The sequence below is a fragment of the Vreelandella sp. F11 genome, from assembly GCF_042466685.1.
Taxonomy (GTDB): domain Bacteria; phylum Pseudomonadota; class Gammaproteobacteria; order Pseudomonadales; family Halomonadaceae; genus Vreelandella.
In genome coordinates, this window is record NZ_CP170448.1 from 122,808 (window position 1) to 147,999 (window position 25,192).

Here is a 25,192-nt window from a genome sequence, read left to right on the forward strand (position 1 = left end):
TCATTAACGGCGCCAGTATAATGGTCACAACATCGCGCCTGAGTCGTTCAATGGGACATCATGAGTCAAACCAACTTTCTCGATGAAATTCAGGAAATAAATTTAGCTTATTTGCTTCTGGCGCAGCGCTTGCTTGATGAAGATCGTGAGGCTGCTATGTTTCGGTTGAAAATAGATAGCGATGTCGCTGATCTGATTGTATCGCTGAGCGCGCGCCAACTCACCAAGCTGGCGCGAACCAGTCAGTTGTTGTGCCGGTTTAGTCAAATGAGTGCTGAGCGGCTTCGTCAGCTCACTGATAATCCTCGCGATCAGGGCCTGGCTGGCTTACATGCTTCGTTGTTATTGGCCGGAGAAACATTTGAGCCAATGCCTGCGGAGGACACAAAATGAGCCAGAAAAGCTTGATCGATGAAATGCACCAAGTGCAGTTGGCAATCGAATTGATTGAGCTGGGGGCACGGTTGCAGGTGCTGGAAACAGAAACAGAATTGAGCCGTACGCGTTTGATCAAGCTTTATAAGGAAGTGCGTGGTATGTCCCCCCCCAAGGGGATGCTGCCTTTTTCCACTGACTGGTTTATTACCTGGCTTCCCAATGTTCATTCGTCCTTGTTTTACAATATTTATTTAAGCCTCAAGGAAGCGGCAGGTTGCGACCGAATCGATGCCTTCGTCAAAGCGTATCGGCTCTATGACGAACAAATGTCGCTAGAAAAGGTAGAGCCGGTTCTTGGGCTTACCCGTGCTTGGACACTAATACGTTTTTTCGAGAGTGATTTACTCCAGCTTAATCAATGCACGCGCTGTGGCGGGCAGTTTGTGGCCCATGCCCACAGCCCTGCCCAGCATTACGTCTGCGGCATATGTCAGCCACCTTCACGGGCAGGGAAGACACGCAAAGCACAGCAAGAGAATAGTGAAAAAATGTAACAACCTCATCGACCTCGCCACCAATAGCAAAAATTAGGGTATAAGACGTAGTGATGAGTGCTTGGTCGTAAAGTATGAGCGTATCGGCGTAGATAGCTACAAAAGTTAGCGATACTTTTTAATTAGACAATAGCTTAGCCCTAGTATGATCGGGTGTAAGTGATGCTTGGGATGGAACAACGCTTAAACATCAGAACAGGTGGCTAAGTTTTGGTTCCCTTACATTAATACTGAATACCGCAAGGACTCTGCTTGTGCTGATACCTCTAGGCTATGTAATCGTATTGCTGTCCGTCTTTGGTGGCTATGTGCTGGCAGGTGGCAGCTTAGGCCCCCTGTACCAACCCCTTGAACTCCTTATCATTGGCGGGGCTGGTGTTGGTGCATTCATCGCAGCGAACAATGGCAAGGCGATTAAAGCCACATTTAAAATTCTGCCCCGGCTCAAGCGCGCAAAAAAATATAACAAAACACTTTATATGGAGCTAATGGCTCTGCAGTTCAAATTATTATCCAAGATTCGTCGTGAGGGGATGTTAGGCATTGAGCGGGATATTGATAATCCGCAAGAGAGCCCTCTATTTCAGGAGCACCCTACAGTACTGGCTGATCCTCATATCATGAATTTCCTAACGGATTACCTGCGCTTAATGGTTAGTGGTGGTATGGAGCCCATGGAAATCGATGAGCTGATGCTGCATGAGATTGAAGTCTTTGAGCAGGAGGCCCATGTGCCCATTGACGCGATTGCCAAAGTGGGCGATGCAATGCCGGCTTTCGGCATTGTGGCGGCGGTGATGGGGGTTGTTAAAACACTTACCTATGCCGACGCCTCACCGAGCCAGATGGGCGAGATGATTGCTCATGCGCTGGTAGGCACCTTCCTGGGTATTTTGTTGGGCTATGGTTTTGTCAGCCCCCTTGCAAGCTACATTGACCGGCAGGCTAAAGAAGCTGAAAAAATGCTCCAGTGTATTCGTATCACGCTGCTGGCCAGTTTGCATGGTTACGCGCCGCAGTTGGCGGTTGAGTTTGGCCGCAAGGCACTATTTACTGCCGAGCGCCCAAGCTTTATCGAGCTTGAAGAGTACGTGAGGGATGCAAAAAAGGCCGGTAGCGCATGAGTAAGGGTGGTGACAAGCGTCCGATCGTCATTCGGCGCAAAAAAGTCGTTCATGCCCACCACGGTGGCGCTTGGAAAATAGCCCTAGCGGATTTTATGACCGCTCTCATGGCTTTCTTTTTAGTGTTGTGGATTTTAAGTATCGCCAGTGAAGAAGAGCGGCGGGGTGTAGCGGAGTACTTTAGCACCCCCCTCGTCAATGCCGTCACCGGTGGGGATCGCTCTGGTAGTACCAGTGCAATTCCTGGCGGCGGGCCGGATCCGACCCATAGCGATGGGGAGCGGGCACGCATTGATAGCGCTCAGCGCACTCGCCCAAGCATGCAGGAGCGCAACTTCTTCAGGAATTTGCAACAGCGTATCGAGCGAGCTATTGAGCGAGATCCAGAGCTGCGCCAGTTGCGCAATCAAATGCGTTTTGATTTAACCCGCGAAGGGCTACGTATACAGCTGCTGGATACTGATCAGCGCCCCATGTTTGAGTTAGGTAGCGATCAGGTCGCCCCTTATATGCGCAGCCTGTTACGCACTATTGCGCCGCTGTTAAACGAGCTTCCCAATGAGCTAAGTATCAGTGGCCATACCGATAGCGTTCCCTATGCGGGTGGCTATCGCGGCTACAGTAACTGGGAGCTTTCCAATGACCGCGCTAACGCATCGCGCCGTGAGCTTATTGCGGGTGGCTTTGATCCAGATCAATTACTGCGTGTATCGGGCTTTGCGGATCGCGCGTTGTTGCCCGAGACTGAGCCAACCGACCCGATTAACCGACGCATAGAGCTGGTGGTGCTCTTCCCTGAGATTGCTGAGGCGATTCGCAATCCCTCGGTAATGGAACCCGGAACTGCATCGCCGGAGGCTTCAATCGAAGCGTTAGAAGCTGCAACCGAAGTGCCAATTGAATCAACACAACAAGACGAGCCTCAGGCGCAAGCGCAAGAGTAACCTGAGCCTGTCATAGCCTTTCACATAAAAGCGACGTTAAGGTGGAGCGGTGCATGGATATAGCGGATTTTTTTGACACCTTTTTTGAAGAGGCTGAAGAGCTGCTGTCGGATATGGAACAGCACTTACTGGAGCTGGATGTTGACGATCCAGACAGTGAGCAGCTCAATGCTATTTTCCGTGCCGCCCACTCGATCAAGGGGGGAGCGGGAACCTTTGGTTTTACCGTGCTACAGAAAACCACGCATATTTTGGAAAATCTCCTCGATTACGCACGTAAGGGCGAACTGACGCTGCGAGCCGATCTCGTGGATACCTTTTTAGAGGCTAAAGACATCATGCATGAGCAACTCGATGCCTATCGCAGCGAAGAGGAGCCAAATCAAGAAGCATTTGAGCGCATTTGCCAAACGCTGCAACAAATTGCCCTGGATGAAATCGGTCAGCAGTTAGATGGGCCGGCTCCCCCAACTGTTGAACCCAAGGCGTCACCAGCGCCTGACGCCAGTGCGGAAAATAGCGCTGAAGCAAAAACTAACGCAAAGAGTGCCGCAGCCGGACATCTGTTAGTAGCGCTACTTAACGTTGCAGATAAAGACCGTGCCCTGTTGGTTGAAGAGTTAGAGCAGCTCGGCGAAGTGCAGTCTCAATCCGGCGACGAAAAGCGCTATGAGGTTATCCTCAAAAGCAGCGACAGTGCTGACGATATTGAAGCCGTCATGTGCTTTATTATCGAGCCGGATCAAATTGAAATTTCGGCGGTCGAGGGTGCTGTTGATCCCAAGGTGACGACTGAGTCGCCAGAGCCAGAGCCATCTGGACCAGCACCAGAAACAAAATCGGAAGAACCCGCTGCGAAGAAAGCTCCGGCGAAAGAAGCGGCTAAAGAGAAACCCAAAAAAGCCGCCGCTGAGTCGTCGTCAATTCGCGTATCGGTAGATAAAGTCGACCAAATCATTAACTTGGTGGGTGAACTGATCATCACTCAGTCGATGCTTGATCAGACGGTTAGCGATTTAGAAGATCAGTCAGTTGGCAATGCCTCATTGCAAAATGGCATGAGCTTGCTGCAGCGTAACGCGCGCGATCTCCAGGAAGCGGTCATGTCGATCCGAATGATTCCCATGGAGTTTGTCTTCAGCCGCTTCCCGCGCGTGGTGCGTGACACCGCGGGTAAGTTGGGTAAAGAGATTGAGTTAATTACCGAAGGCAAGTCGACCGAGCTGGATAAGAGCTTGGTGGAACGAATCACTGATCCGTTAACGCATTTGGTGCGTAACAGCCTTGATCACGGCGTGGAAATGCCTGATGTGCGCGAAGCTATTGGTAAGCCGCGGATCGGTAAACTGACCCTCTCAGCACGGCATCAGGGCGGCAATATCCTGATTGAGGTGCGCGATGATGGGGCCGGTATGGATCGTGATCGGTTGCTTGCCAAAGCCCGTGAGAACGGCATTAGCGTATCGGACACCATGACCGATGAAGAGGTGTTCCAGCTCATTTTTGCGCCTGGTTTCTCAACCGCGAAAGAAGTGACCGACGTATCTGGACGTGGCGTGGGCATGGATGTGGTGAAGCGAAATATCCAGAGCATGGGCGGTCGCGTTGAAATTCAGTCGAAGCTGGGTGAGGGCACCAATACCCGTATCGTCTTGCCGCTGACGCTGGCGATTTTGGACGGTATGTCAATTAAGGTCGGCGGCGAGACGTTTATCCTCCCGCTTTCCACTGTGCTTGAGTCGCTTCAGCCCTCTAAAGACGATATGTATGCCATGGCCGGTGACGACGTGGTGATCAAAGTACGCGACGAATATCTGCCCGTGATCGCCATTCACGAAGTGCTGAATGTCGAGAATGCGATTACCGATCCCACCAAAAGCATCGCTGTTATCGTACAGGGCGAGGGGCGCCGTTACGCCATGCTGGTTGATGAGCTGATTGGACAGCAGCAGGTTGTAGTCAAAAACCTGGAAGACAATTACCGCAAAGTACCCGGAATCTCGGCCGCGACCATTTTAGGCGACGGCAGTGTTGCGTTGATTCTGGATATTACAGGTTTACACCGCCTGAGCCGATATAAAAAAGAGGCAGGCAAAAAAGTAGTAAACAATCAAAACCTTTCATCTTTTAAGGAGGCTGAGCCGTCATGAGTCAAGCCAAAAATGGTGCGGTGCTAGCCGCAGAAGCCGAAAATCGTGAATTCCTGGTGTTCTCACTGGGTGATGAAGAGTACGCCATTGATATTTTGAAAGTGCAGGAGATCCGTGGCTACGAAAACGTAACGCGAATTGCCAATGCGCCAGATTTTATCAAAGGCGTTACCAATCTACGTGGCGTTATCGTACCGATCGTGGATCTGCGCATTAAGTTTCACTTCGATAAGGTCGAATATGGCGGCCAGACGGTGGTCATCGTGGTCAATGTTGCAGACCGGGTGGTCGGTATCGTCGTAGATGGCGTTTCCGACGTGATGACACTGACCCCCGATCAGATTAAGCCAGCACCGGAATTTGGCGTTACCCTCTCGTCTGATTTTCTCAGCGGGCTGGGCAGTCTGGATGACCGCATGCTGGTACTTGTGGATATCGATAAACTGCTCACCAGCGACGAGATGGCGCTGGTGGAAAGCACCAGCAACCAGTAAGACTGCCCAAGCATGGCACAGGGAGTGTGCCTGATCCGTTTTACCTAATGATGCATTCTCGCGCTACGGAAGGTGCTTGCGAGTGCCATTTGTGCGTGGAGAAAAGGGCGTGACACAGCAAATGCGGCAGTTAATGAACAATATGACGGTACGTTTAAGTTGGGGCTTAGTATTAGCGACCCTTTCGGTACTTGTCTTAATTGCCAGTGGTATCGGCCTTTATGCCCTGCACCATGGTGCATCAATCGTGCAAGCATCTAACGATATTCAGGCGCAACAGGCTGCTTTTGGCGCTTTTGCCGCATCGGTTCGCTGGGCGCTACTCGGCGTTGTGGTAATGACTATTGCCACGGTTATCGTGGTCATCTGGGGAGTAACGGCCAATGTGCTGCGCCCGTTAGACCGTTTGGTGGGCCATTTTGAGCGCATGGCGCAAGGGGATTTAAGCCAGGCTATCACCTCACCGGGTAATAATGAGATAGGGCGGCTTTATAGCGCCATGGCCCATATGCAGGGCTCGTTGTCGCAAACGGTAGGCACCGTGCGTACCAGCGGTACCTCAATCTATGAGCGGTCACAGCAAATTGCCAGTGGTAATAACGACCTCTCTTCGCGCACGGAACAGCAGGCGACCTCGTTAGAAGAGACGGCTTCCAGTATGGAGCAGCTCGCCTCCACGGTGGGCCATAACGCTGAAAATGCGCGCCAGGCCAGCCAACTGGCTGGAAGCGCCACTCTGACGGCCCGCCGCAGTGGGGAAGAAGTCGGTGAAATCGTCAGTACCATGCAGGATATCAGCGCGAGTTCGCATCAAGTCGCTGACATTATTACCGTTATCGATAACATTGCGTTTCAGACCAATATCCTGGCGTTAAATGCCTCGGTGGAAGCGGCGCGTGCTGGCGAGCATGGCAGGGGATTCGCCGTGGTGGCACAGGAAGTACGCAGCTTAGCCAGTCGCAGTGCCGCTGCCGCCAAAGAGATTCGCACACTGATTGATGCCTCGCTCAGCAAGGTGGATGCCGGCACCCAGCGTGTCAATCAAGCCGGTCAAACCATGCAAGATCTGGTGGGCGCTGTGCAGCGCGTCAGCGATATTATGGATGAAATCGCCGCCGCTTCTGAGCAGCAAAGCAGTGGTATAGGGCAAGTGAATCAGGCCGTGGCACAAATGGATCAGGTCGTGCAACAGAATGCCCAGTTGGTTCAACAGGCTGCGCGAAGCGCCAATGAGCTCGAAAGTGAAGCGGCACGGTTACGCGAGGCTGTGGAGCGCTTTCGGGTCACTGAGGCGTCCGTCCAGCGCGCTCCAGCAACCCCGGTTCTTATGCCTTCGGCAGCGCCAAGCCTTCCCACGCGACACAAACAGCCAGCAGAAGCGGCCGAGGAGTGGGCATCATTTTGAGTTGTTTGGTAGGGCAAACAAACTCTTTGTTAACAATAAAACACTAATAAGGGAACACCATGCGTAATAACCAGCCAGTCTCTCAGCGTGAAATTGAGCTAAAAGAGGATGACTTCTTAGTCTCTCGTACCGATACAAAGGGGCGCATCACCTATGCCAACCCTGCGTTTATCGACATTAGCGGCTTTGAACATGAAGAGCTGATAGGTGCGCCGCATAACCTAATACGCCATCCGGATATGCCTCCAGCGGCTTTTGAAAATCTGTGGGAAACGGTCAAAACGGGTGAAACGTGGCGCGGGCTGGTTAAAAATCGCTGTAAAAATGGTGACCATTACTGGGTAAATGCCAGTGTGACGCCGATTGTTGAAGATGGCCAAGTAGTGGGCTACACCTCGGTGCGTGTACAGGCAAGTCGTGAAGCGATTGCCCAGGCGGAGCAGGCGTACGCTGGCATACGCGAAGGCCGTAACAAGCGGTTCTACTTAGATAAAGGTCGCTTGCGCCAGAAAGGGGTGATTAAGCGTTTGGCGCGCGTACGCCTTGATACCATTCGTGCCAAGTTGGTCGGCATGATTGTCGTGGCTGGACTTCTGCTGTTAATTAGCGGGGGACTTGGCCTGTATGGTTTGAATGTATCGGGCGAGCGCTTGGGGCAGCTGAATAATGACGGTCTACGGGATGTTATTCGCCTTCAACAAATCGACCAAACCATTGCTCAGACCCGCCAGGCGATGATTGAGCCAGAGCGTATGGAACTGATCAATCAACGCTTCGAGATGGGCGAAAGTGTTCAGGAGAACGCTGCGACGGTTGCTGCGGCTTGGCAGGAGTACTACTCACGGGAGGTCAATGCGACAGAGTTGGCTGCCGAGTTCGATCAACAGCTACAGGCATTTTTGCAAAACGGCATGGGGCAAGCTGCTAGCGTCCTGCAGGCGGAAGAGACCTATCAAGCCTTTACTGGTCTGGATGGGGTGATCGCTGTGATGACCAACGAGGGCCGCATCCTGTCGGGCATGGTGAATCAACTGATTGCCCAGAAACAGCAGGCAGCTGAAGTCATGGCCGATGAAGCACAGCAAGAACAAGCTACGATGCTGGGCGCCCAGGCAATCGTCCTTGGAATTGGCTTGCTGCTACTTATTCTGATCGGCGTGGTTACCTTGCGGGCGATTACCCGACCACTAAAAAGCGCTGCAGGTTTTACGCTGCAAATTGCAGGCGGTAATTTAGCCGCTAAAGTGCCTGCTATGCGCCGCGATGAGGTGGGCCAGTTAATGGACTCACTGAACACCATGCGTAAAAGTTTAAGCAGCATCATCGCTGACGTTAAAAACGGTATTGATGTGGTGACCCCAGCTGCCCAGGACATCGCTAGTGGTAACGAAGAACTCTCGTCGCGCACCGAGCAGCAGGCGGCCTCTTTGCAGCAAACGGCTTCCAGTATGGAAGAAATGACCACTACCGTGCGGCAGAACAGCGAAAACGCTCAAGAAGCCCGTCGTCTAGCCGATAATAATGCTATCCAGGTGACGAATACTGGCGAGTTGATGACGCAGTTGGTCGACAATATGCAGCGGATTACGCAAAGCTCCCAGCAGATGGCCGATATTATCAATGTAATCGATTCAATTGCATTTCAGACCAATATTCTGGCGCTGAATGCCTCAGTTGAAGCGGCTCGTGCTGGCGAGCATGGGCGGGGTTTCGCCGTGGTAGCTGAAGAAGTGCGTAATTTGGCGGGTCGTAGCGCCGGCGCTGCTCAAGAAATCCGTGGTCTGATCGATGGTTCTAACCATGAAGTGAGCGCGGGGGCTAGTTTAGTGACCAAGGCTGAAGCCGCAATTAGCGAAGTCGCAGAAGCTGCACGCAGCGTGACCCAAATTATGCACGAGATATCGGCTGCCTCTGAAGAGCAGAGCCATGGCATTGCCCAGGTTAACCAGGCAGTAGCAGAGATGGATCAAGGCACCCAGCGTAATGCTGTACGGGTACAGGAAACAGCACGTGCGGCCGTTTCCCTAGAGAAGCAGGCAGGGCTATTAGCGCTGTCAGTAGAAGCATTTCGATTAAACAGTAAAGGGGCGCTACGTCCGCCAGCAGGTACAGCAACCAAGCACGCTGCTCAACTGCCTAGCACCGCGCCGTCGAATACGTCGCCCGTTAAACGGCAAACAGCCTCAGTAGAGGAGTGGGAAGAGTTTTGACCGAACAACGTGAACGGGTTGTAGAGGCAGGTCAGTGGACATCAAGCAGCCAGATTGAGCGCGATTTGGTGCTGACTGATGCAGATTTTACGCGTATTCGCGAACTGATCTATCAGCGCGCGGGTATTGTGCTGGCTGAGCATAAGCGTGAAATGGTTTATAGCCGCTTGGCAAAGCGGTTGCGCCATCATGGCATGACGCGCTTTACCGATTATTTGGTGCGCCTGGAGCGCCAGCCAGAAGCCAAAGAGTGGGAAGCGTTTACCAATGCACTGACCACTAACCTCACGGCCTTTTTTCGTGAAGCGCACCATTTTCCACTGCTGGCTGAGCATGTAAAGAACAAGCAAGACCCGGTGGCTATTTGGTGTTCGGCCGCCTCTACCGGGGAGGAGCCCTACTCGCTGGCAATGACGTTGTTAGAAACGCTGGGCCCGAAAGCGTCACAAGCCAAAGTGATTGCTACTGATATTGATACTGATGCATTGGCCAGGGCGCGTGCCGGCGTGTACCCCTTGGAGCAAGTACGTAAACTCGATGAGGCGCGAGTCAAGCGGTTCTTTCAGAAAGGCACGGGCAATCATGCGGGCTTCGCCCGGATTCGCCCAGAAGTCTCCGCCTTAGTCGAGTTTCTGCCACTTAATTTGCTAGCACCGCAATGGCCGATTAAAGGCCCTTTTGATGCGGTGTTCTGCCGAAACATCATGATTTATTTTGATAAAGATACTCAATCAAAAATTCTTAAACGGTTTGCGCCGCTGATGAAGCCCGATGGCTTGCTGTTTGCTGGACACTCGGAAAACTTCTCGTATATCAGCGATGCGTTCAAACTGCGGGGCCAGACGGTTTATACCGTGGCCAAAAAATGAACAAATATCGTGTCTTTATGATCGCTTTAGGCGCTGTGGCTCCGGCGGTTGCAATCACACATCAGGCGTCTACAGCAAGAGGAGGCGTGCTTTGAGCGCAGCCAAGATCAAAGTATTGTGTGTCGATGATTCGGCGCTAATCCGCGATTTGTTAACAGAAATTATTAATTCCCAGCCCGACATGGAAGTCGTTGCGGTAGCGCCTGACCCCATAGCCGCCCGGGATTTGATCAAGCAGCACAACCCTGATGTGTTAACCCTTGACGTGGAAATGCCGCGTATGGACGGCTTGGATTTTCTTGAGCGTTTAATGCGCCTGCGGCCCATGCCGGTGCTAATGGTGTCGTCACTCACCCAAAGCGGCTCAGAAATCACCCTACGTGCACTTGAGCTGGGGGCGCTGGATTTTGTCGCCAAGCCAAGCTTGGGAATCCGCAATGGGATGATGGAGTACGCCGACGAAATTGCCGAAAAGCTGCGTGCTGCAGCGCGCTCACGCCCCCGCCAGGCGCGGCATAAAAATACACCGCCCCCAGCCGCCTTGAAGGCACCGCTGGTATCGAGTGAAAAGCTGATTATTATCGGCGCCTCCACTGGCGGCACTGAAGCCATTCGAGCGGTGCTAGAACCATTACCGGCAAATGCCCCGGCGATTTTGATTACCCAGCATATGCCCGGCGGCTTCACCCGTTCGTTTGCTGAGCGACTAGATCGGCTGTGCCGGATTACGGTTAAAGAAGCTACCGATGGTGAGCGGATTCTACCTGGACATGCCTATATCGCTCCTGGTGATCAGCACCTCAAGCTGGCGCGCAGTGGTGCTAACTACGTGGCACGCTTAGACGACGGCCCACCGGTTAATCGCCACCGTCCATCCGTTGACGTGCTGTTCCACTCAGCGGCGCAGCATGCGGGTAAGAATTCTATCGGCGTGATTCTGACGGGGATGGGTAAAGATGGCGCGGCAGGGCTGCTTGAGATGCGCCAAGCGGGTGCACCCACTATCGCCCAGAATGAGCAGTCCTGCGTGGTTTTCGGTATGCCGCGAGAAGCCATTGCAATGGGGGGCGCGGTGGAAGTGGTGGCTTTGGATGAGATCCCCTCGCGGATGATGGCGCTGATCGCCGCCTCTGGCCGCGCCCAGCGTGTGTAGTGTGGTTCATAACCAGCACGTATAAAAACTAATCACAAAAACTTAATAAGCTCGCAAGGGAACTCACAATGAATCGTTTACTGCGCAACTTGAGTATTCACGTAGCTGTGGTCATAGCGCTTAGCTGTTTTGTCGTGCTGTTTTTGGTGATCGCGGGTTTGGGGGTTGTAGCAGATCGCGATGCACAAAATAATCTTGATACACTGAACACTATTAGTGTGGCACAGCTAAATGAGGTTAACCGCGCTGACTCGCTGCTCAATCAGGCCATGTTGGCGATGGAGACTGCATCAAACTTTCTCATGGTGGGCCAGACCCGGCAATCCAATGAGCAGGTAGACATTGCGGGCGATCGCATCAAGCGTTCTGAGGAGCGTTTTGCGCGCTTTGCGGCGAATTCATTCTCACCGCAGGACGCAGTATTAGCTAACGCCTTGATTGAAGATTTTAATCCTGTCATGGAGTTAGTTAAGCAGCAGCATGAAACCTTCGAGTATATGGATTTGACCAGCTACAACAAGCTACGCGATGAGCTGGTTGAACCATTGGACAGTTTAACGGTTAGCATGACGGCCTTTGTACGGCACGGTTTCGATCGTGTTGATAACATTCGAGCCGATGCGCAAGCCCAGAGTCATCTGTTTAATATCATCAAAGCGGTAGCGTTGCTATTTGCCCTGGTGATGACCCTGGTTATTTACTTCGGTTTACGCCGGACGGTGATTGCCCCGTTAGGGGGGGCGGTTCAACGCCTGGATGCGATTGCCGATGCCGATTTAACCAACCCATTGCCAGAGGCGGGTAAAAACGAAATTGGTCGTTTGTTTGGCGCCATGGGTACCATGCAGCAGAACCTCACTAATATCGTTAGCCGGGTGCGTGAAGGCAGCAACGAAATCCATCATGGCACCCGCGAGATTGCTAGCGGTAATGCTGATCTCTCTTCGCGTACGGAGCAGCAGGCCGCATCAATTCAGCAGACCGCGGCGAGTATGGAAGAGATGACGGCGACGGTTAAGCAGAACGCCGATAATGCTCGCCAGGCCAGCACCCTGGCAGCTGACGCCTCCACGACGGCTGAACGCGGTGGTGAAGTGGTGGAGCAGGTGGTGCAGACCATGCACGGTATCTCCACCAGCTCGAAAAAAGTCGCTGACATTACCAGCGTTATTGATTCGATTGCCTTTCAAACCAATATTTTGGCGCTCAACGCCTCAGTAGAGGCCGCCCGCGCTGGCGAACAGGGCAGAGGTTTTGCGGTGGTGGCGGGGGAGGTGCGCAATTTGGCCAGCCGTAGTGCGGATGCGGCCAAAGAGATTAAGACCTTGATCGATGCCTCGGTGACCCAGATCCAGCAAGGCTCCACGCTGGTCGAGCAGGCGGGCACCACGATGTCGGATGTGGTGACCGCGGTTCGCCGAGTAACCGATATCATGGATGAAATTTCGGCTGCCTCCCAGGAGCAGAGCGACGGTATCGAGCAGGTTAGTCAGGCCGTGGGTCAGATGGATCAAGTCACCCAGCAAAACGCTGCGCTGGTACAGCAAGCCTCGGCGGCGGCGGCCTCACTTGAGGAGCAGGCCAACCGGTTGGAACAAGCGGTAGCTGTCTTTAAGCTATTAGGGGTGCAGGGTGCATCCCATCAGGCGCTACCCGCTTCGTCACCCACAACGAACGCAATGCCTGCTCCCAGGGTTGACCAGCAGCAGACGAGTCGGCCGACCGTCAAGCGTAACGACCACGAAGAGTGGGAAGAATTTTGAAGAACAGCTTTAGAAACAGTTCTAAGAGACCGTTTTAAACCCCTGACTGTACTTTTCAGTCGCCCCCGTGCCATATATTGATTGATTAGAGGATGACCCATGGCAGATAAGAATATGAGTTTCCTGGTTGTAGACGACTTTCCCACTATGCGTCGGATCGTGCGTAGTCTGCTTAAGGAGCTGGGCTTTACCAACGTGGATGAAGCCGAAGATGGCCAAGATGCGCTTAATAAACTGCGCTCCGGCAATTTTGAATTCGTCGTTTCCGATTGGAATATGCCGAATCTGGACGGTTTGGAAATGCTCAAGGAGATCCGCCAGGATGAGGCGTTGAAAGACCTGCCCGTGTTGATGGTGACCGCAGAAGCGAAGAAAGAGAACATCATAGCGGCTGCTCAGGCGGGCGCTAACGGCTATGTCGTCAAGCCGTTCACTGCCGCTACCCTTGAAGAGAAGCTCAACAAGATCTTCGATAAACTGGGTATGTGAGTGACTGGGCCAATATGCCTGGTTAACGAGGAGACAACAGTATGAGCCAGAATGAGCAGTCCGATTCTGCCCAATCATCCGAACAAGCCGCTGAAGATCTAATTCATCGCATCGGTAAGTTGACGCGTATGCTGCGCGAGAACATGCGTGAATTAGGGCTTGATAAAGAGATTGAGAAAGCGGCCGAAGCTATTCCCGATGCACGCGACCGCCTGCACTATGTCGCCACCATGACGGAGCAGGCAGCAGATCGAGCGCTCAATGCCGTTGATCGTGCGCAGCCGCTGCAGGATCAATTGTCAGACCGGGCGGAGGCGCTGGATAAGCGCTGGGCCGAGTGGTTTGAAGCGCCGAAAGAGCTGGATGAGGCCAAAGCACTCGTCGTTGAGACCCGCACTTATCTCAGCGATGTGCCCGATGTGGTGTCAGCTACTAATAAAGAACTGATGGAAATCATGATGGCCCAGGACTTTCAAGACCTGACCGGCCAAGTGATTAAGAAGATGATGGACGTGATCCATGAGATCGAGCATCAGCTGGTTCAGGTGCTCATCGACAACGCGCCGGGCGCCCATGCACGAGAAACGCTGCAGCGCAAGGCCGAGGATCAGTGGAAAAGCGACACTGCAAGGCGTAACGAAGACCTTTTGAATGGGCCGCAAGTGAAGGATAATGTTCCGGATACCGTCTCTGGGCAAGATCAAGTAGACGACTTGTTGGACGAATTAGGCTTTTAAAGCGCGTTATTAAACGCCCCTTGGGCGTGCAAGCACGCTATTCAGCCGTCCCTATGGACGGCTGAATACGTGATAAGCTTCGCTTCACCTGGCCGGATACCCGTATGGCAGATAACGATAGCGACCAGGAAAAGACTGAAGAGGCCACGCCCAGGCGAAAAGAGAAAGCCCGTGAAGAGGGCCAGGTTGCCCGTTCCCGCGAGTTAAATACGTTTCTGCTACTGCTGGGTGGTGTGGTTGGCCTCTACAGTATGGGCAAAATGCTCTACGACCAGTTAGGCGCGGTGATGGAGCAGGCTTTCTTGTTTGAGCGTCGCCAAGCCATGGAAAGTACCCCGATGCTGGTCAATGCCCTGGATCTTGGCCAGCGCACGCTATTTGCCATGATGCCGCTGTTTTTACTGTTAGCGGTGATTGCATTGGTAGCCCCAGGGCTGATGGGGGGGTGGCTGATATCGGGTAAATCGATGCAGCCCAAGTTTTCCAAGCTAAACCCTATCAAGGGCGTAAAGCGCATCCTCTCCACACAGGCATTGATCGAATTGGCCAAAGCGATCGCCAAGTCGGTTCTGGTAGGGGGCGTCGCTGCGACCTTTTTGTATTTCAACATTGGCAAATTTATGGCGCTAATGGATCAGCCTATCCAGCAAGCGCTTACCAACGCTTTAAGCATGGCCGCTCAGGCGGCTGGGCTAATGGTGCTGGTGTTGATCGTGGTCATTTTGATCGATGTACCTTTCCAGCTCTGGGATAATGCCAAGAAGCTGCGCATGAGTCAGGAAGAGATTAAGCGTGAGCACAAGGAGTCTGAAGGTGACCCGCATGTGAAAGCGCGTATTCGCCAGCAGCAGCAGGCCATGGCGCGAGGTAGGATGATGAGCAAGGTTCCCGAGGCGGACGTCATCATTACCAACCCCACGCACTATGCAATAGCGCTGACTTATCAGGAAGGCAGTATGGGCGCCCCGCGGCTGGTGGCAAAAGGCGCCGATGCGGTGGCCGCGCGTATTCGCGAAATTGGTGAAGAGGCCGGTGTACCGCGATTGGAGGCGGCGCCACTGGCACGTGCCCTGTATCATCACGTGGATCTAGAGGCGGAGGTGCCGGCTGAACTGTATACCGCAGTGGCGGAAGTAATGGCCTGGGCCTATCGCCTCAAGCAAGTCGCAAAACAAGGAGGCGAGGTGCCCCCAACCCCCGATAAACTGCCGGTACCACCGGAGATGGAAAGCCCCGGGCAAGGCGCCGGTGGTAATGAGGCGCAACCATGAAAGGCTTGAGTCAGCTAGTAGGTCGGCGCGACTGGATGAGCGATGTGCGCATGAAGCTGCTGGTCGGGCCGATGCTCATTCTAATGATTTTGGGCATGATGATTGTGCCCTTGCCCCCCTTCGCTCTGGATTTGCTCTTCACCTTCAATATCGCGCTGGCCATCATGGTGTTAATGGTCAGCATGTTTACCCAGAAGCCGCTGGACTTTGCGGCCTTTCCAGCAGTGTTGCTATTCACCACGCTGCTGCGCCTCTCCCTCAATGTGGCTTCTACCCGGGTGGTGCTTATGGAGGGCCACCAAGGTGGAGCGTCCGCGGGTAAGGTTATTGAAGCGTTCGGGGCATTTCTGGTCGGTGGTAATTTCGCGGTGGGCCTGGTGGTCTTCCTGATTCTCGTTATCATCAACTTTATGGTTATTACCAAAGGTGCTGGCCGTATTGCTGAAGTGGGTGCGCGCTTTACTCTGGATGCAATGCCGGGTAAGCAGATGGCCATCGATGCCGATCTGAATGCTGGCTTAATTGGCGAAGAAGATGCCAAAAAGCGCCGTGCAGAAGTCGCTCAAGAGGCGGATTTCTTTGGTTCGATGGACGGCGCGAGTAAATTTGTTCGTGGTGATGCCATTGCCGGTTTGGTAATTATGGTGGTCAACATCATCGGCGGGCTGATGATTGGCATGCTGCAGCACGATATGAGCTTTGGCGCTGCTGGTCAGACCTATATGTTACTGGCCATCGGCGACGGCCTGGTGGCGCAAATTCCTGCCCTGGTCATCTCGACCGCAGCGGGTGTCACGGTTTCCCGGGTAAGTACCGACACAAACGAAGATATTGGCCAGCAAATGCTCAGCCAACTGTTCGTTAATCCGCAGGTACTCATCTTGGCCGCTGTGGTGATGGGCCTGTTGGGCATGGTGCCCGGTATGCCCAATCTAGTATTTCTATTTTTTACTGCGCTCTTGGCGGGCTTGGCATGGTTTCTTATGCGTCACAAGGAAAAGGCGTTGGTCAAAGAGGAGATCGCCGCGGCTCCTGTGCCTCTGCAAGAGACCCCCGAAGCGAGTTGGGAAGACGTGCAGTTGGTCGATACTCTGGGCCTGGAAGTGGGGCACCGCTTAATCCCGCTGGTTGACTCGCGTCAAAAGGGCGAGCTGCTTGGACGGATTAAAAGTGTACGTAAAAAGTTTGCCCAGGAAGTAGGCTTCCTGCCGCCGGTGGTGCATATACGCGATAATTTGGAGCTGCCGCCCAACGCCTATGTACTCTCCATGAAAGGCGCCGAGATTGGCCGCGCCGAGGCGCAGCCGGGTAAATGGCTGGCGATCAACCCAGGGCAAGTCTCCGGCGAGCTGCAGGGCACCCATACCCAGGATCCCGCCTTTGGTTTGCCCGCTGTGTGGATTGATAGCAACCAGCGCGAACATGCCCAGGTGTATGGCTATACCGTGGTGGATGCCAGCACGGTGATTGCTACCCACCTGAACCACCTGTTGCACCGTCATTCGCCCGAGATGCTCGGCCGACAGGAAGTCCAAAAACTGCTGGATAAAATGGGTGATGATCAGAAAGCGTTGGTCGAAGAGGTGATCCCGAAAGCTATTTCGCTGACGGTGTTGCAGCGCATCCTGCAAAATCTGCTCGATGAAGATGTCTCTATCCGCGATATGCGCACTATTCTGGATACCCTGGCGGAGTACGCCACCCAGCAAAAAGATCCTAACGAGCTGACGGCATTGGTGCGTGTTTCACTGGGGAGGGCGATTGTCCAGCAGTGGTTTGCAGGGCAGGAAACGCTTAATGTCATGGGATTGGATGCCCAGCTGGAGCAGGTGCTGGTACAGGCCATGAATGGCAACGGCGCCATGGAGCCCGGGTTGGCAGAAACGCTGATGACTCAGGCGCAGCAGGCGCTGGAGCGTCACGAAAGCTCAGGCGAACCGCCGGTGCTGGTTGTGCAGCACTCGCTGCGAGCGGTACTGTCGCGCTTCTTGCGTCGCCGTCTACGCCATATGTCGGTGTTGTCTCAGGCTGAAATCCCCGACGACCGCACATTAAGAGTGACGACAATAGTCGGCGGACGTTAATGATGACACGCCGTGGTAGGCTAGCGTTGACCATTTCCAGAATAGGCAAAAGGTAAATCATGAGCGTTAGACGTTTCGTGGGAGCCAACAGTCGCGATGTAATGCGCCAAGTGCGTGAAACGCTCGGTGAAGACGCCTTAATTGTTGCCAATCGGCGTACCGAAGGGGGCGTTGAAATTTTGGCCATGGCAGATGAAGCCATCGACCACTTTGAACCTTCGCCGGAACCTGCCCCCCCAGAGATGCCAACGGCGCCTCCACCGCAAGACCCCATGCAGGCGATGAGTGAACGCTTACTACGGGAAATGCAGGATATGCGAGCGCTGCTTGCAAACAGCCAGTCAAGCCACGCGGCTTCACCAACGTCAGCAGCGCCCACCGGAACGGCGGCGCGGCTGCGCCAACTGTTATGGAACGTCGGTTTTAGCAGTGAGCTCGCCGATGAGCTGCTGGCGGGGATGCCCGAACCGCTCGCCAGGTTAGACGGCAACAGTGAAGCGCCACTACAGTGGCTGCGCCAGCAGTTAATGGATCGTCTCTGCGTGTTGAGTGATGAACCAAGCTTTTTTGATCAAACCGGTATTGTTGCCCTGGTGGGGCCCACAGGGGTGGGTAAAACCACCACCACCGCCAAGCTTGCCGCCCGTTTTGTGATGCGTCACGGAACCCGCCCGGTAGCGCTGGTCACCACCGACAGCTTCCGGATTGGTGCCCATGAGCAGCTACGCATCTACGCGCGCCTGTTGGACACCCCGATGTACGCACTCGATGCGGAGCAACCCATCGACGATTTGCTGGGCCGCCTGCAGGGTAAGCAGTGGGTGATTATCGATACCGTGGGTATGAGTCAGCGTGACCAGCGAGTGATCGAACAGATTGCCCACCTTCAGGGCGGACGCTCTCGAGTGCGTTTGGTATTGCTGCTGAATGCCGCCAGCCAACCGGAAACCCTCGAAGAAGTTGTGCTGCGCTACCGCCAGGCCGCACGCGCCGCGGGCGCAGAGCTAGATGACTGTATTATTACCAAGCAGGATGAGGCAGGGCGGCTGGCGCCGGTGTTAGACATTATTATGCGTCACGGCATGCGTGTGCTGTTTGGTTCCAATGGTCAGCAGGTGCCCGAAGATATGGCCATCGCCGCTCCCGGTGCTTTAGTCGACCAAGCGCTTAGCACGGCAACGCCGCAGCGTGAACGGGCACAAAGTGCTGATGCCTCGATGGGGATGCCGCGCTGGTCGCGGGATGTGCTGGGCCAAGGGCGCCGTTTGTCATCGCTACTGGCGAGGCTGCGCCAACGGGTCACTGGGTTTGCGGCATTAGAGGAGGTTTGGGACTTAGCCTCGCTACCTAGCCGAGTGCAGGAGACGCGCTTGGACGCGCTGCTCGCCGGTTACCCAGAGACGGATACCACGTTAGGCATGGCATGGTCTCCGCGGCGTAATGAGCGCGGCTGTGATTGGGCAATGCCTGACATTGGGCTGGACACAGAGGGTACCTGGTTAGCGCTACCCTGGCTGCAGCATCGCCACGCTGCGGGGTGGCAGCCGCGCTTGGCTGCGCTCTCTTCATCAAGCGGTGTCGCGGTGCACTTGCTACCGCGTTTTCCCGAGCCGGATGCGCTCGCGTGGCTAGAAGCCGAGCATTTGACCTGGGTCAGCCAAGTAGCCCCCAGTCATCGGGTACTCTTTCACCACGAGCGCCAGACGATTCGTCAGCTGTTTAATGACAGTGTACTCACCCACCATGTGGGCGTACGGTTTCGCGGCCAATCGGTGCAACTGTGGACTGCTTACGCCGAAGTTGAGGACGCCAGCGGCACTGCGCTGCTCGCCTGGTACGGGGAGGTTCGCGATCCGGAAAGCGCCAAAGTGGTGGTGCGCCGCTACTGGCTTACACCGGCTCGGTTAGGAGCCGAGGTGCTCTCACTGCTGTTAACCCAGCTGCAAAGCGAAGGCTTGGCCGCCTTGACCCGACGCGCGTGGCAGCAGCTAAAAGAGGCTGATAGCGGTGACCTAAATGCGGAAGTTCGCCTGTTAATGGCCAGCGGTGCAGCGTCCGTCGCCGGACATCTCGATATTGCCGATGATGAGGAGGCGCAGACGCTGCGTGGGGATCTACTCAACCTATTAGGCAGTAGTCGCCGTCGCCGCGATACCGGCATGCTCGATGCCCTGATCTATGCCTTTATGGCGCGAGATGCGATTCGTCAAATGGGCAGTGTGAGTCGAGAGGGTGTGGCGTGAGCGAACAAGATCAAGCCTCGGGACTGCGCAAGTGGGCAAACTTGCAGCGCCAACAGCAGCAGGCGGAGGGTGCTGTTGATGTGGCGGCAGCCGAGCCTGTACCCGAAGATACTTCGCCCCTATTAACACCTACGCTAGCGGCGGTGGAAGAGCCGCAGACAGTGGTGCCGCCCAGACCCAAAATTCCGCTTATAGTGGTTGGGCTACCCGGTAGCGGCGCCGCTCAGGTGAGTAAGGTCAAAGCACGTCTGGAGCAGTGGTCTGCGCTAGGTCGCAGCTGGGCCGGGAGCCCTGATGATTGGGACATCCGTATCGTCGTGGCGGAAACGACCGACCTTGCTCAGCTTCGTGAGCAATACAGCCGTTGGGCGCTATGGATCAGTAGTGATGCCGATACCTTCGCAGTCATGTTCCGTACCTTGCGACAGCTCCATGAGCGTGGCGGGCCGCGTCGTTTACTGGCGCTCCATGAGCCGCACCTGCCGCGTCAAGGACTGCTCAATAACTTGCGTGAAGCCGCTGACTACTACTTAAATATGGAGTTACTGGTACTTGCACGATGAGCACACTCTGCCAAGGAGACTAAGCATGCTAAGCTGGCTATTAAGAGTGAGACTGCCACTGATCTTAATACTGGTGGTGGGGTGTCTACTCGCAGGATTAACAGGGAGTGCCCAAGCGGCACCCGGTAGCTGGAGCAGCCAGATACCAGGGTTGATGGTGGCAATGAGTGATCGGGCAAGCAGCAGTAAAACCGCTTCTCCGCCCGCCGTCGGAAACCTTCGGCCAGGCCAGCTTGGGCGCATACAGTGGCAGTTTCAGCATCCTCCCGGTGCGCTATTAAGTGCTTGGCTGTGCCATCCGGATCAGTGCGTTGCATTAACCGGTATGCGGGGTTCTACCACTGCCCTTGAGGGGCGGGCCGCCGATGGGCCACTGCATTTTCGCTTCGCCTTGCACCCAGGCCAGCGGCCTGTTCGGGTGCAAGGGTTGCAATTGATTGTGAACTATCAGTGAAGGCTGATTAGCCGCGAGGCGAGAATATGTACACAGCACAGGGCAGGATTAAACAAAATGAGCTGTTAACGCAATACATGCCACTGGTGCGACGTCAGGCCTTAACACTACAGGTTCGATTGCCGGCGAGTATTGAGCTCGATGACCTTATTCAGGCCGGAATGGTGGGGCTGCTTGAGGCGCTGGGCCGTTTCGATGCTACCCAGGGCGCGACGTTCGCGACCTTTGCAAGTCAGCGTATTCGCGGCGCCATGATGGATGAGTTACGTACACGCGACTGGCTGCCCCGCAGCGTACGCCGTTCAGCGCGTGCGGTGGACAGCGCCGTTCGCCAATTAGAGCAGCTGTTAGGGCGAGCCCCGGAAGAGAACGAAATTGCTCAGCACCTTGATATGCCGCTGAGTGAGTACCAGCAGCTTCTCAATGACACTAACAGCGGACAACTGCTGCCGTTTGAAGAGCTAGTGGCCGACGGCGGAGAGCCTGTCAGTAATGAACTGGGCAATTCACCGTTCGAGCAACTGCTTGACGGTCAGCAGCGGCAAACGCTGATTGACGCGATTGAAGCGCTTCCCGAGCGTGAAAAGCTGCTCATGGCGCTGTACTACCAAGAAGAACTCAACCTCAAGGAGGTAGGCGCTGTGCTGGGGGTGACGGAGTCACGTGTTTCACAACTGCACAGCCAAGCCGTGAGTCGTTTACGCGCGCGTTTACACGACTCGGTATAACGCCAACGTTTTTTACTCACTTGTGACCGGCAAGGAGCCGTGGATGAACCCTTCGACGTTGATAGGCATATTTGCCAGCATACTGCTGTTGGTGAGCGTGCTGTTTTTCACTGCAGAGTCCCCTGAAAGCTTTATTAATTTTCCGGGGCTTGCCATCGTGGTGACCGGTACCCTAGCGGCGACCTTTATTAGCTACCCATTAAAAGAGGTGCTCCGCGTCGTACGGCTAGTGGGCTTGGTATTCCGGCGTGAAAACACCTACATGCGAGACGATATCCGCGAGTTGGTCGATATGTCCCGGTTGTGGTTTAAAGGCGATGTACGTGCGGTCGAGCGCGAGCTGGAGCATACCCGCAATCCGTTTTTACGTACCGGGATCCAACTGGTGATTGCCAACACCAAAGAGGATGAAATTTTTGACATGCTGCGCTGGCGGATTGCCCGCCTTAAAGCGCGTGAGCATGCTGAAGCACAAATATTCCGTACCATGGCAACCTATGCACCTGCCTTTGGCATGATCGGCACCCTGGTGGGGCTGGTCAACATGCTGGAGGTCATGGACGCTGGCGACTTACAGGTCATTGGCCCGCGCATGGCAGTGGCGCTGCTCACCACCTTCTACGGCATTTTACTTGCCAACTTGGTGTTTAAGCCGATAGCGGTGAAGCTAGAGCGCCGCACCGAAGAGCGGCTGATTACCATGAACATGGTACTGGAGGGTATTTCGCTGATTACCAAGCGCCGCCTACCGTCATTTATTGAAGAGACTCTCAACTCCTTTGTGGCTAATTACCACGATGAGATTCGTGATAACAGCGTCAAACCAAGGCCTGATTCGTCGGTTAGTTCGGCGGCGAAGGGGTAAGGCCAGATGCTTGACCGTGATACACGCCATGCACTGGAAATGACGCCATCGCCAGGCGATGGCGATGATGGTTGGCTAACCAGCTATTTAGATGTGCTGACGCTGCTAATCACGCTTTTTGTGCTACTGCTTTCCCTGACGCCGCCGGGCGGCGGTGAAGCGGCTGATACTGCTTTCATGCGTTCAGCCAGCGCTGTATCATCACTGCCTCTGGCGTCTCTGGCCACCGGTATTCAGCCCCACCATTCAGGGGTTCAACCCCAGTTTGACGGGCTCGATATCCCTGGTGTCAGCGTCTCCCAAGGACGCGAAGGGGTCACGCTTCGCATTGATACCAGCCTTTTATTTCCCAGCGGCCAAGCGGTACTGACGTCCCGTGGGCAAGATGTGATAGAAAGCCTTATCGATGTGCTGACCCGTTTTGACGGCCAAATTTCGGTGGAAGGCCACACCGACAGCGTGCCTATTTCAACGGCCCGCTTCCCCTCTAATTGGGAGCTCTCATCAGCGCGTGCTATTGCTGTGGTGAGGCATTTAGAGCGCCAAGGGTTCAATATCTCTCGTATGCGGGCCGTCGGTTATGCCGACACCCAACCCATGGAACCAAACGCAACGGCGGAGGGCCGAGCTGCCAACCGTCGCGTAGAGCTGTTGCTAAGGCAGCAGGTCGAGGGTGAATAGATTTAGAGGCCACGTTTGTGTCCATGCACCACCCGCGATTGCAGTCGTTTGGAGCCCTACTGGTCGTCGATGCCGATTGTCGCCGCATCCAAGCGACTAGTACTAACTTAACCCGCTTAATTGGTTTTGAGCGCCCTGAACATGGGCAGCTTACGCTTGCCTGCGTATTGGGGAAACGGCTAAGTCAGCGGGTGCGTCGTGAACTGCAGGGGCAGCAGCGGCTCCCTGGCCCTTTAATGTTTATTCGTTCCAAGCACCAACACGCACGTTTTCAAATCCACGCTTATCGAGCGGGTGAGCAGGTCATCGTCGAGATTGAGCCACTCAACCCCAGTAGAAAGCGTCGTCTGCTGGGTACGGTGACTGAGCGGCTGAGGCATTTGGTTGAAGCGACGCATCAGCAAGAACTCCTCGACTGCCTGGTTAACGCTGTTCAACAGCTCACCGGTCATGATCGTGTCACCGTGTGCCATTTCGATAGCGATTGGAATGGTTTGATGGTCGCAGAAGCGTTGGGAAAACGGCTGCCCTCGCTGTTAGGTCAGCGCTTTCCTGCCAGCGACTTCCCTGTCGCCTTGCGCAAAAGTTACCAACACTACCCTGTACGGTTAATTGAAGACGTTAAAGCTCCTCCTGAAACGTTGATTCCCGCCGTTCCGGGAGCGAGCCTTGACGGTAGTCTTTTACGCGCACCTGCACCAGAGCGGCAGCGCTATTTAAGCTGTCTGGGCGTGCGAGGCTCATTCAGTTTAGCCATTCAGGGGGATACCGGCTTATGGGGGCTGGTGTTTTGCCACTCGCCTGCGCCGCATTCGGTTGAGCCCCCCGTGCGTGATGCTGTTCGCACGCTTGTGCAAATGGCCACCCAGCGCATGCTGTTGCTACGGGCGCGTCAAGAAGCCCGCTACCTTCAGCGTGTGCAGGATAGTCTGGTGCTCAGCGCACGGGCGCGCAGCGAGCCACAAAGTCCCCAGCAGTTACTCCATGCGCAGGCGGCTATCTGGATGAAGCTGTTTCGCGCCCATGGCGTAGTGCTATGGGTGAATGGTGGCGCTTATCAAGCGGGTGTGACGCCGCCCCCAGAAGCGATGAGTCAGTTTGTACTGCGCCTGGAAAGAGCTCACGTGCATAGCGGCCCTTGGTGTACACGCGAAATCGCCAAAGAGCCGTTAACTGCTTCGCTAGCCATGCCCGAACAGTGCGGAGCCCTAGCGGTGCCGCTACCGATGAGTTCAACCCAGCGTGCCTGGCTGATTTTTTTCCGCCCTGAGCAGGTGGAAACACTCTATTGGGCGATGCAGCCGACTATCAGCCCTAAACCAGCTGTGATATTAGCCCCGTCGACCGCTTGGTCGGAAGAGGTCGTCGGCAAAAGTGAAGCGTGGTTGAGGGTAGAGCGCTTAGCGGCGGTAGACTTGGGTGAAGACCTGACGCTGGCAATTTCGGCCTATGAAATTAGCTCATTGAATATGCACCTAGAACGCGAGCGCAAAGCCCTTGCCGAGGCCAACCAGCGTCTTGAGCAATTAGCCCACTTTGATCCGCTCACCAAGGTGTGGAACCGTTACCGCATTGAAGAGGCGATCAATGCAGAGCTGGTCGCTGCCAAGCGTTACGCCGCTGCCTTTGCCCTGCTGTTGTTCGATGTGGATAACTTTAAGCAGATCAACGATGTCCATGGCCATAGCGTGGGGGACGATGTGCTGGTGGCTCTGGCGCGCTTAGTGGAAAGCTCGCTGCGTGGCTGCGACCATCTTGGCCGCTGGGGAGGTGAAGAGTTTATTGTGCTGGCAACCCATTCCGAGGTTGGCGCCGCCATTGGCCTGGCCGAGCGGCTGCGCTCGCTAGTAGCAGAGCTACGTATAGCGGGGCTTGAGCAAGCGATTACAGTGAGCATCGGTGTCGCCGTTTGGGAGCCGGGTGACAGCTGTAAAACGATTATCGCCCGGGCCGACGATGCCATGTATCGCGCTAAGCATGGTGGGCGCAATCGCGTTGAGGTGGCGCTAGAGCCTGCTACGGCGCTCTAAGGC

Annotated in this window: 22 protein-coding genes; all 22 read left to right on the forward strand. The window is 54.8% G+C overall.

The features are described 5' to 3' along the window. Positions 1-60 precede the first annotated feature (60 nt). A complete protein-coding gene (gene flhD / locus ACFIOZ_RS00580; RefSeq protein WP_386081542.1) occupies positions 61-393 on the forward strand; it encodes a flagellar transcriptional regulator FlhD in 333 nt (110 codons plus the stop codon). Then, positions 390-932: a flagellar transcriptional regulator FlhC gene (gene flhC / locus ACFIOZ_RS00585; protein WP_386081544.1), complete on the forward strand. Its 543-nt coding sequence runs from the start codon at positions 390-392 to the stop codon at positions 930-932. The genes flhD and flhC overlap by 4 nt, the downstream gene beginning before the upstream one ends. A 254-nt stretch (positions 933-1,186) precedes the next feature. Next, positions 1,187-2,056, forward strand: coding sequence for a flagellar motor stator protein MotA (gene motA, locus ACFIOZ_RS00590; protein WP_088702013.1), 870 nt, complete (start codon positions 1,187-1,189; stop codon positions 2,054-2,056). After that, a complete protein-coding gene (motB, locus tag ACFIOZ_RS00595; protein ID WP_088702014.1) occupies positions 2,053-3,000 on the forward strand; it encodes a flagellar motor protein MotB in 948 nt (315 codons plus the stop codon). Before motA ends, motB begins: the two co-directional genes overlap by 4 nt. 53 nt (positions 3,001-3,053) lie before the next feature. Next, positions 3,054-5,150, forward strand: coding sequence for a chemotaxis protein CheA (gene cheA / locus ACFIOZ_RS00600; protein ID WP_386081546.1), 2,097 nt, complete (start codon positions 3,054-3,056; stop codon positions 5,148-5,150). After that, on the forward strand, positions 5,147-5,644 hold the full coding sequence (cheW, locus tag ACFIOZ_RS00605; RefSeq protein WP_088702016.1) for a chemotaxis protein CheW: 498 nt from the start codon (positions 5,147-5,149) through the stop codon (positions 5,642-5,644). The genes cheA and cheW overlap by 4 nt, the downstream gene beginning before the upstream one ends. 121 nt (positions 5,645-5,765) lie before the next feature. Next, positions 5,766-7,049, forward strand: a complete 1,284-nt coding sequence (locus ACFIOZ_RS00610) for a methyl-accepting chemotaxis protein (protein WP_088702224.1) — start codon at positions 5,766-5,768, stop codon at positions 7,047-7,049. Positions 7,050-7,108: 59 nt separating this feature from the next. Continuing rightward, positions 7,109-9,259, forward strand: coding sequence for a methyl-accepting chemotaxis protein (locus tag ACFIOZ_RS00615; RefSeq protein ID WP_386081548.1), 2,151 nt, complete (start codon positions 7,109-7,111; stop codon positions 9,257-9,259). Next, positions 9,256-10,128, forward strand: coding sequence for a CheR family methyltransferase (locus ACFIOZ_RS00620; protein WP_386081549.1), 873 nt, complete (start codon positions 9,256-9,258; stop codon positions 10,126-10,128). Before ACFIOZ_RS00615 ends, ACFIOZ_RS00620 begins: the two co-directional genes overlap by 4 nt. A gap of 91 nt (positions 10,129-10,219) precedes the next feature. After that, complete coding sequence (locus tag ACFIOZ_RS00625) at positions 10,220-11,281, forward strand: protein-glutamate methylesterase/protein-glutamine glutaminase (protein ID WP_088702019.1); 1,062 nt, start codon at positions 10,220-10,222, stop codon at positions 11,279-11,281. 68 nt (positions 11,282-11,349) lie between these two features. Further along, entirely contained in the window at positions 11,350-13,044 is a 1,695-nt protein-coding gene (locus ACFIOZ_RS00630) for a methyl-accepting chemotaxis protein (protein ID WP_386081552.1), read from the forward strand. Positions 13,045-13,143: 99 nt separating this feature from the next. Beyond that, positions 13,144-13,533 (forward strand): chemotaxis response regulator CheY, encoded by a 390-nt coding sequence (gene cheY, locus ACFIOZ_RS00635; protein WP_088702021.1) that lies wholly within the window; start codon positions 13,144-13,146, stop codon positions 13,531-13,533. 41 nt (positions 13,534-13,574) lie between these two features. Beyond that, the gene (gene cheZ, locus ACFIOZ_RS00640) at positions 13,575-14,270 is read left to right on the forward strand and encodes a protein phosphatase CheZ (RefSeq protein WP_386081554.1); all 696 of its coding nucleotides are present in this window, start codon (positions 13,575-13,577) and stop codon (positions 14,268-14,270) included. A gap of 104 nt (positions 14,271-14,374) precedes the next feature. Continuing rightward, positions 14,375-15,541, forward strand: a complete 1,167-nt coding sequence (gene flhB / locus ACFIOZ_RS00645; RefSeq protein WP_386081555.1) for a flagellar biosynthesis protein FlhB — start codon at positions 14,375-14,377, stop codon at positions 15,539-15,541. Continuing rightward, positions 15,538-17,625, forward strand: a complete 2,088-nt coding sequence (flhA, locus tag ACFIOZ_RS00650) for a flagellar biosynthesis protein FlhA (protein ID WP_386081557.1) — start codon at positions 15,538-15,540, stop codon at positions 17,623-17,625. Before flhB ends, flhA begins: the two co-directional genes overlap by 4 nt. 59 nt (positions 17,626-17,684) lie before the next feature. Beyond that, the gene (gene flhF / locus ACFIOZ_RS00655; protein ID WP_386081559.1) at positions 17,685-19,868 is read left to right on the forward strand and encodes a flagellar biosynthesis protein FlhF; all 2,184 of its coding nucleotides are present in this window, start codon (positions 17,685-17,687) and stop codon (positions 19,866-19,868) included. Further along, complete coding sequence (locus ACFIOZ_RS00660) at positions 19,865-20,431, forward strand: hypothetical protein (RefSeq protein ID WP_386081560.1); 567 nt, start codon at positions 19,865-19,867, stop codon at positions 20,429-20,431. The genes flhF and ACFIOZ_RS00660 overlap by 4 nt, the downstream gene beginning before the upstream one ends. A gap of 25 nt (positions 20,432-20,456) precedes the next feature. After that, positions 20,457-20,885, forward strand: a complete 429-nt coding sequence (locus ACFIOZ_RS00665) for a flagellar protein FlhE (protein WP_386081563.1) — start codon at positions 20,457-20,459, stop codon at positions 20,883-20,885. 26 nt (positions 20,886-20,911) lie between these two features. Continuing rightward, complete coding sequence (locus tag ACFIOZ_RS00670) at positions 20,912-21,613, forward strand: RNA polymerase sigma factor FliA (RefSeq protein ID WP_386081565.1); 702 nt, start codon at positions 20,912-20,914, stop codon at positions 21,611-21,613. 43 nt (positions 21,614-21,656) lie between these two features. Next, positions 21,657-22,478, forward strand: coding sequence for a motility protein A (locus ACFIOZ_RS00675; RefSeq protein WP_386081567.1), 822 nt, complete (start codon positions 21,657-21,659; stop codon positions 22,476-22,478). A 6-nt stretch (positions 22,479-22,484) separates the two neighbouring features. Next, entirely contained in the window at positions 22,485-23,159 is a 675-nt protein-coding gene (locus ACFIOZ_RS00680) for an OmpA/MotB family protein (protein WP_386081569.1), read from the forward strand. A 23-nt stretch (positions 23,160-23,182) separates the two neighbouring features. After that, entirely contained in the window at positions 23,183-25,189 is a 2,007-nt protein-coding gene (locus ACFIOZ_RS00685; RefSeq protein WP_386081571.1) for a diguanylate cyclase, read from the forward strand. The last annotated feature ends 3 nt before the right edge of the window (positions 25,190-25,192 follow it).

Excerpts from the sequence above, each read along its gene's own strand:
- flhD (WP_386081542.1), top strand. The coding sequence starts at position 61 with ATGAGTCAAACCAACTTTCTCGATGAAATTCAGGAAATAAATTTAGCT.
- ACFIOZ_RS00630 (WP_386081552.1), top strand. The coding sequence starts at position 11,350 with ATGAATCGTTTACTGCGCAACTTGAGTATTCACGTAGCTGTGGTCATA.
- ACFIOZ_RS00665 (WP_386081563.1), top strand. The coding sequence starts at position 20,457 with ATGCTAAGCTGGCTATTAAGAGTGAGACTGCCACTGATCTTAATACTG.
- flhC (WP_386081544.1), top strand. The coding sequence starts at position 390 with ATGAGCCAGAAAAGCTTGATCGATGAAATGCACCAAGTGCAGTTGGCA.
- cheZ (WP_386081554.1), top strand. The coding sequence starts at position 13,575 with ATGAGCCAGAATGAGCAGTCCGATTCTGCCCAATCATCCGAACAAGCC.
- ACFIOZ_RS00685 (WP_386081571.1), top strand. The coding sequence starts at position 23,183 with ATGCACCACCCGCGATTGCAGTCGTTTGGAGCCCTACTGGTCGTCGAT.
- ACFIOZ_RS00610 (WP_088702224.1), top strand. The coding sequence starts at position 5,766 with ATGCGGCAGTTAATGAACAATATGACGGTACGTTTAAGTTGGGGCTTA.
- flhB (WP_386081555.1), top strand. The coding sequence starts at position 14,375 with ATGGCAGATAACGATAGCGACCAGGAAAAGACTGAAGAGGCCACGCCC.
- ACFIOZ_RS00615 (WP_386081548.1), top strand. The coding sequence starts at position 7,109 with ATGCGTAATAACCAGCCAGTCTCTCAGCGTGAAATTGAGCTAAAAGAG.
- cheW (WP_088702016.1), top strand. The coding sequence starts at position 5,147 with ATGAGTCAAGCCAAAAATGGTGCGGTGCTAGCCGCAGAAGCCGAAAAT.
- cheA (WP_386081546.1), top strand. The coding sequence starts at position 3,054 with ATGGATATAGCGGATTTTTTTGACACCTTTTTTGAAGAGGCTGAAGAG.
- motB (WP_088702014.1), top strand. The coding sequence starts at position 2,053 with ATGAGTAAGGGTGGTGACAAGCGTCCGATCGTCATTCGGCGCAAAAAA.
- ACFIOZ_RS00680 (WP_386081569.1), top strand. The coding sequence starts at position 22,485 with ATGCTTGACCGTGATACACGCCATGCACTGGAAATGACGCCATCGCCA.
- ACFIOZ_RS00675 (WP_386081567.1), top strand. The coding sequence starts at position 21,657 with ATGAACCCTTCGACGTTGATAGGCATATTTGCCAGCATACTGCTGTTG.
- flhF (WP_386081559.1), top strand. The coding sequence starts at position 17,685 with ATGAGCGTTAGACGTTTCGTGGGAGCCAACAGTCGCGATGTAATGCGC.
- ACFIOZ_RS00670 (WP_386081565.1), top strand. The coding sequence starts at position 20,912 with ATGTACACAGCACAGGGCAGGATTAAACAAAATGAGCTGTTAACGCAA.
- cheY (WP_088702021.1), top strand. The coding sequence starts at position 13,144 with ATGGCAGATAAGAATATGAGTTTCCTGGTTGTAGACGACTTTCCCACT.
- flhA (WP_386081557.1), top strand. The coding sequence starts at position 15,538 with ATGAAAGGCTTGAGTCAGCTAGTAGGTCGGCGCGACTGGATGAGCGAT.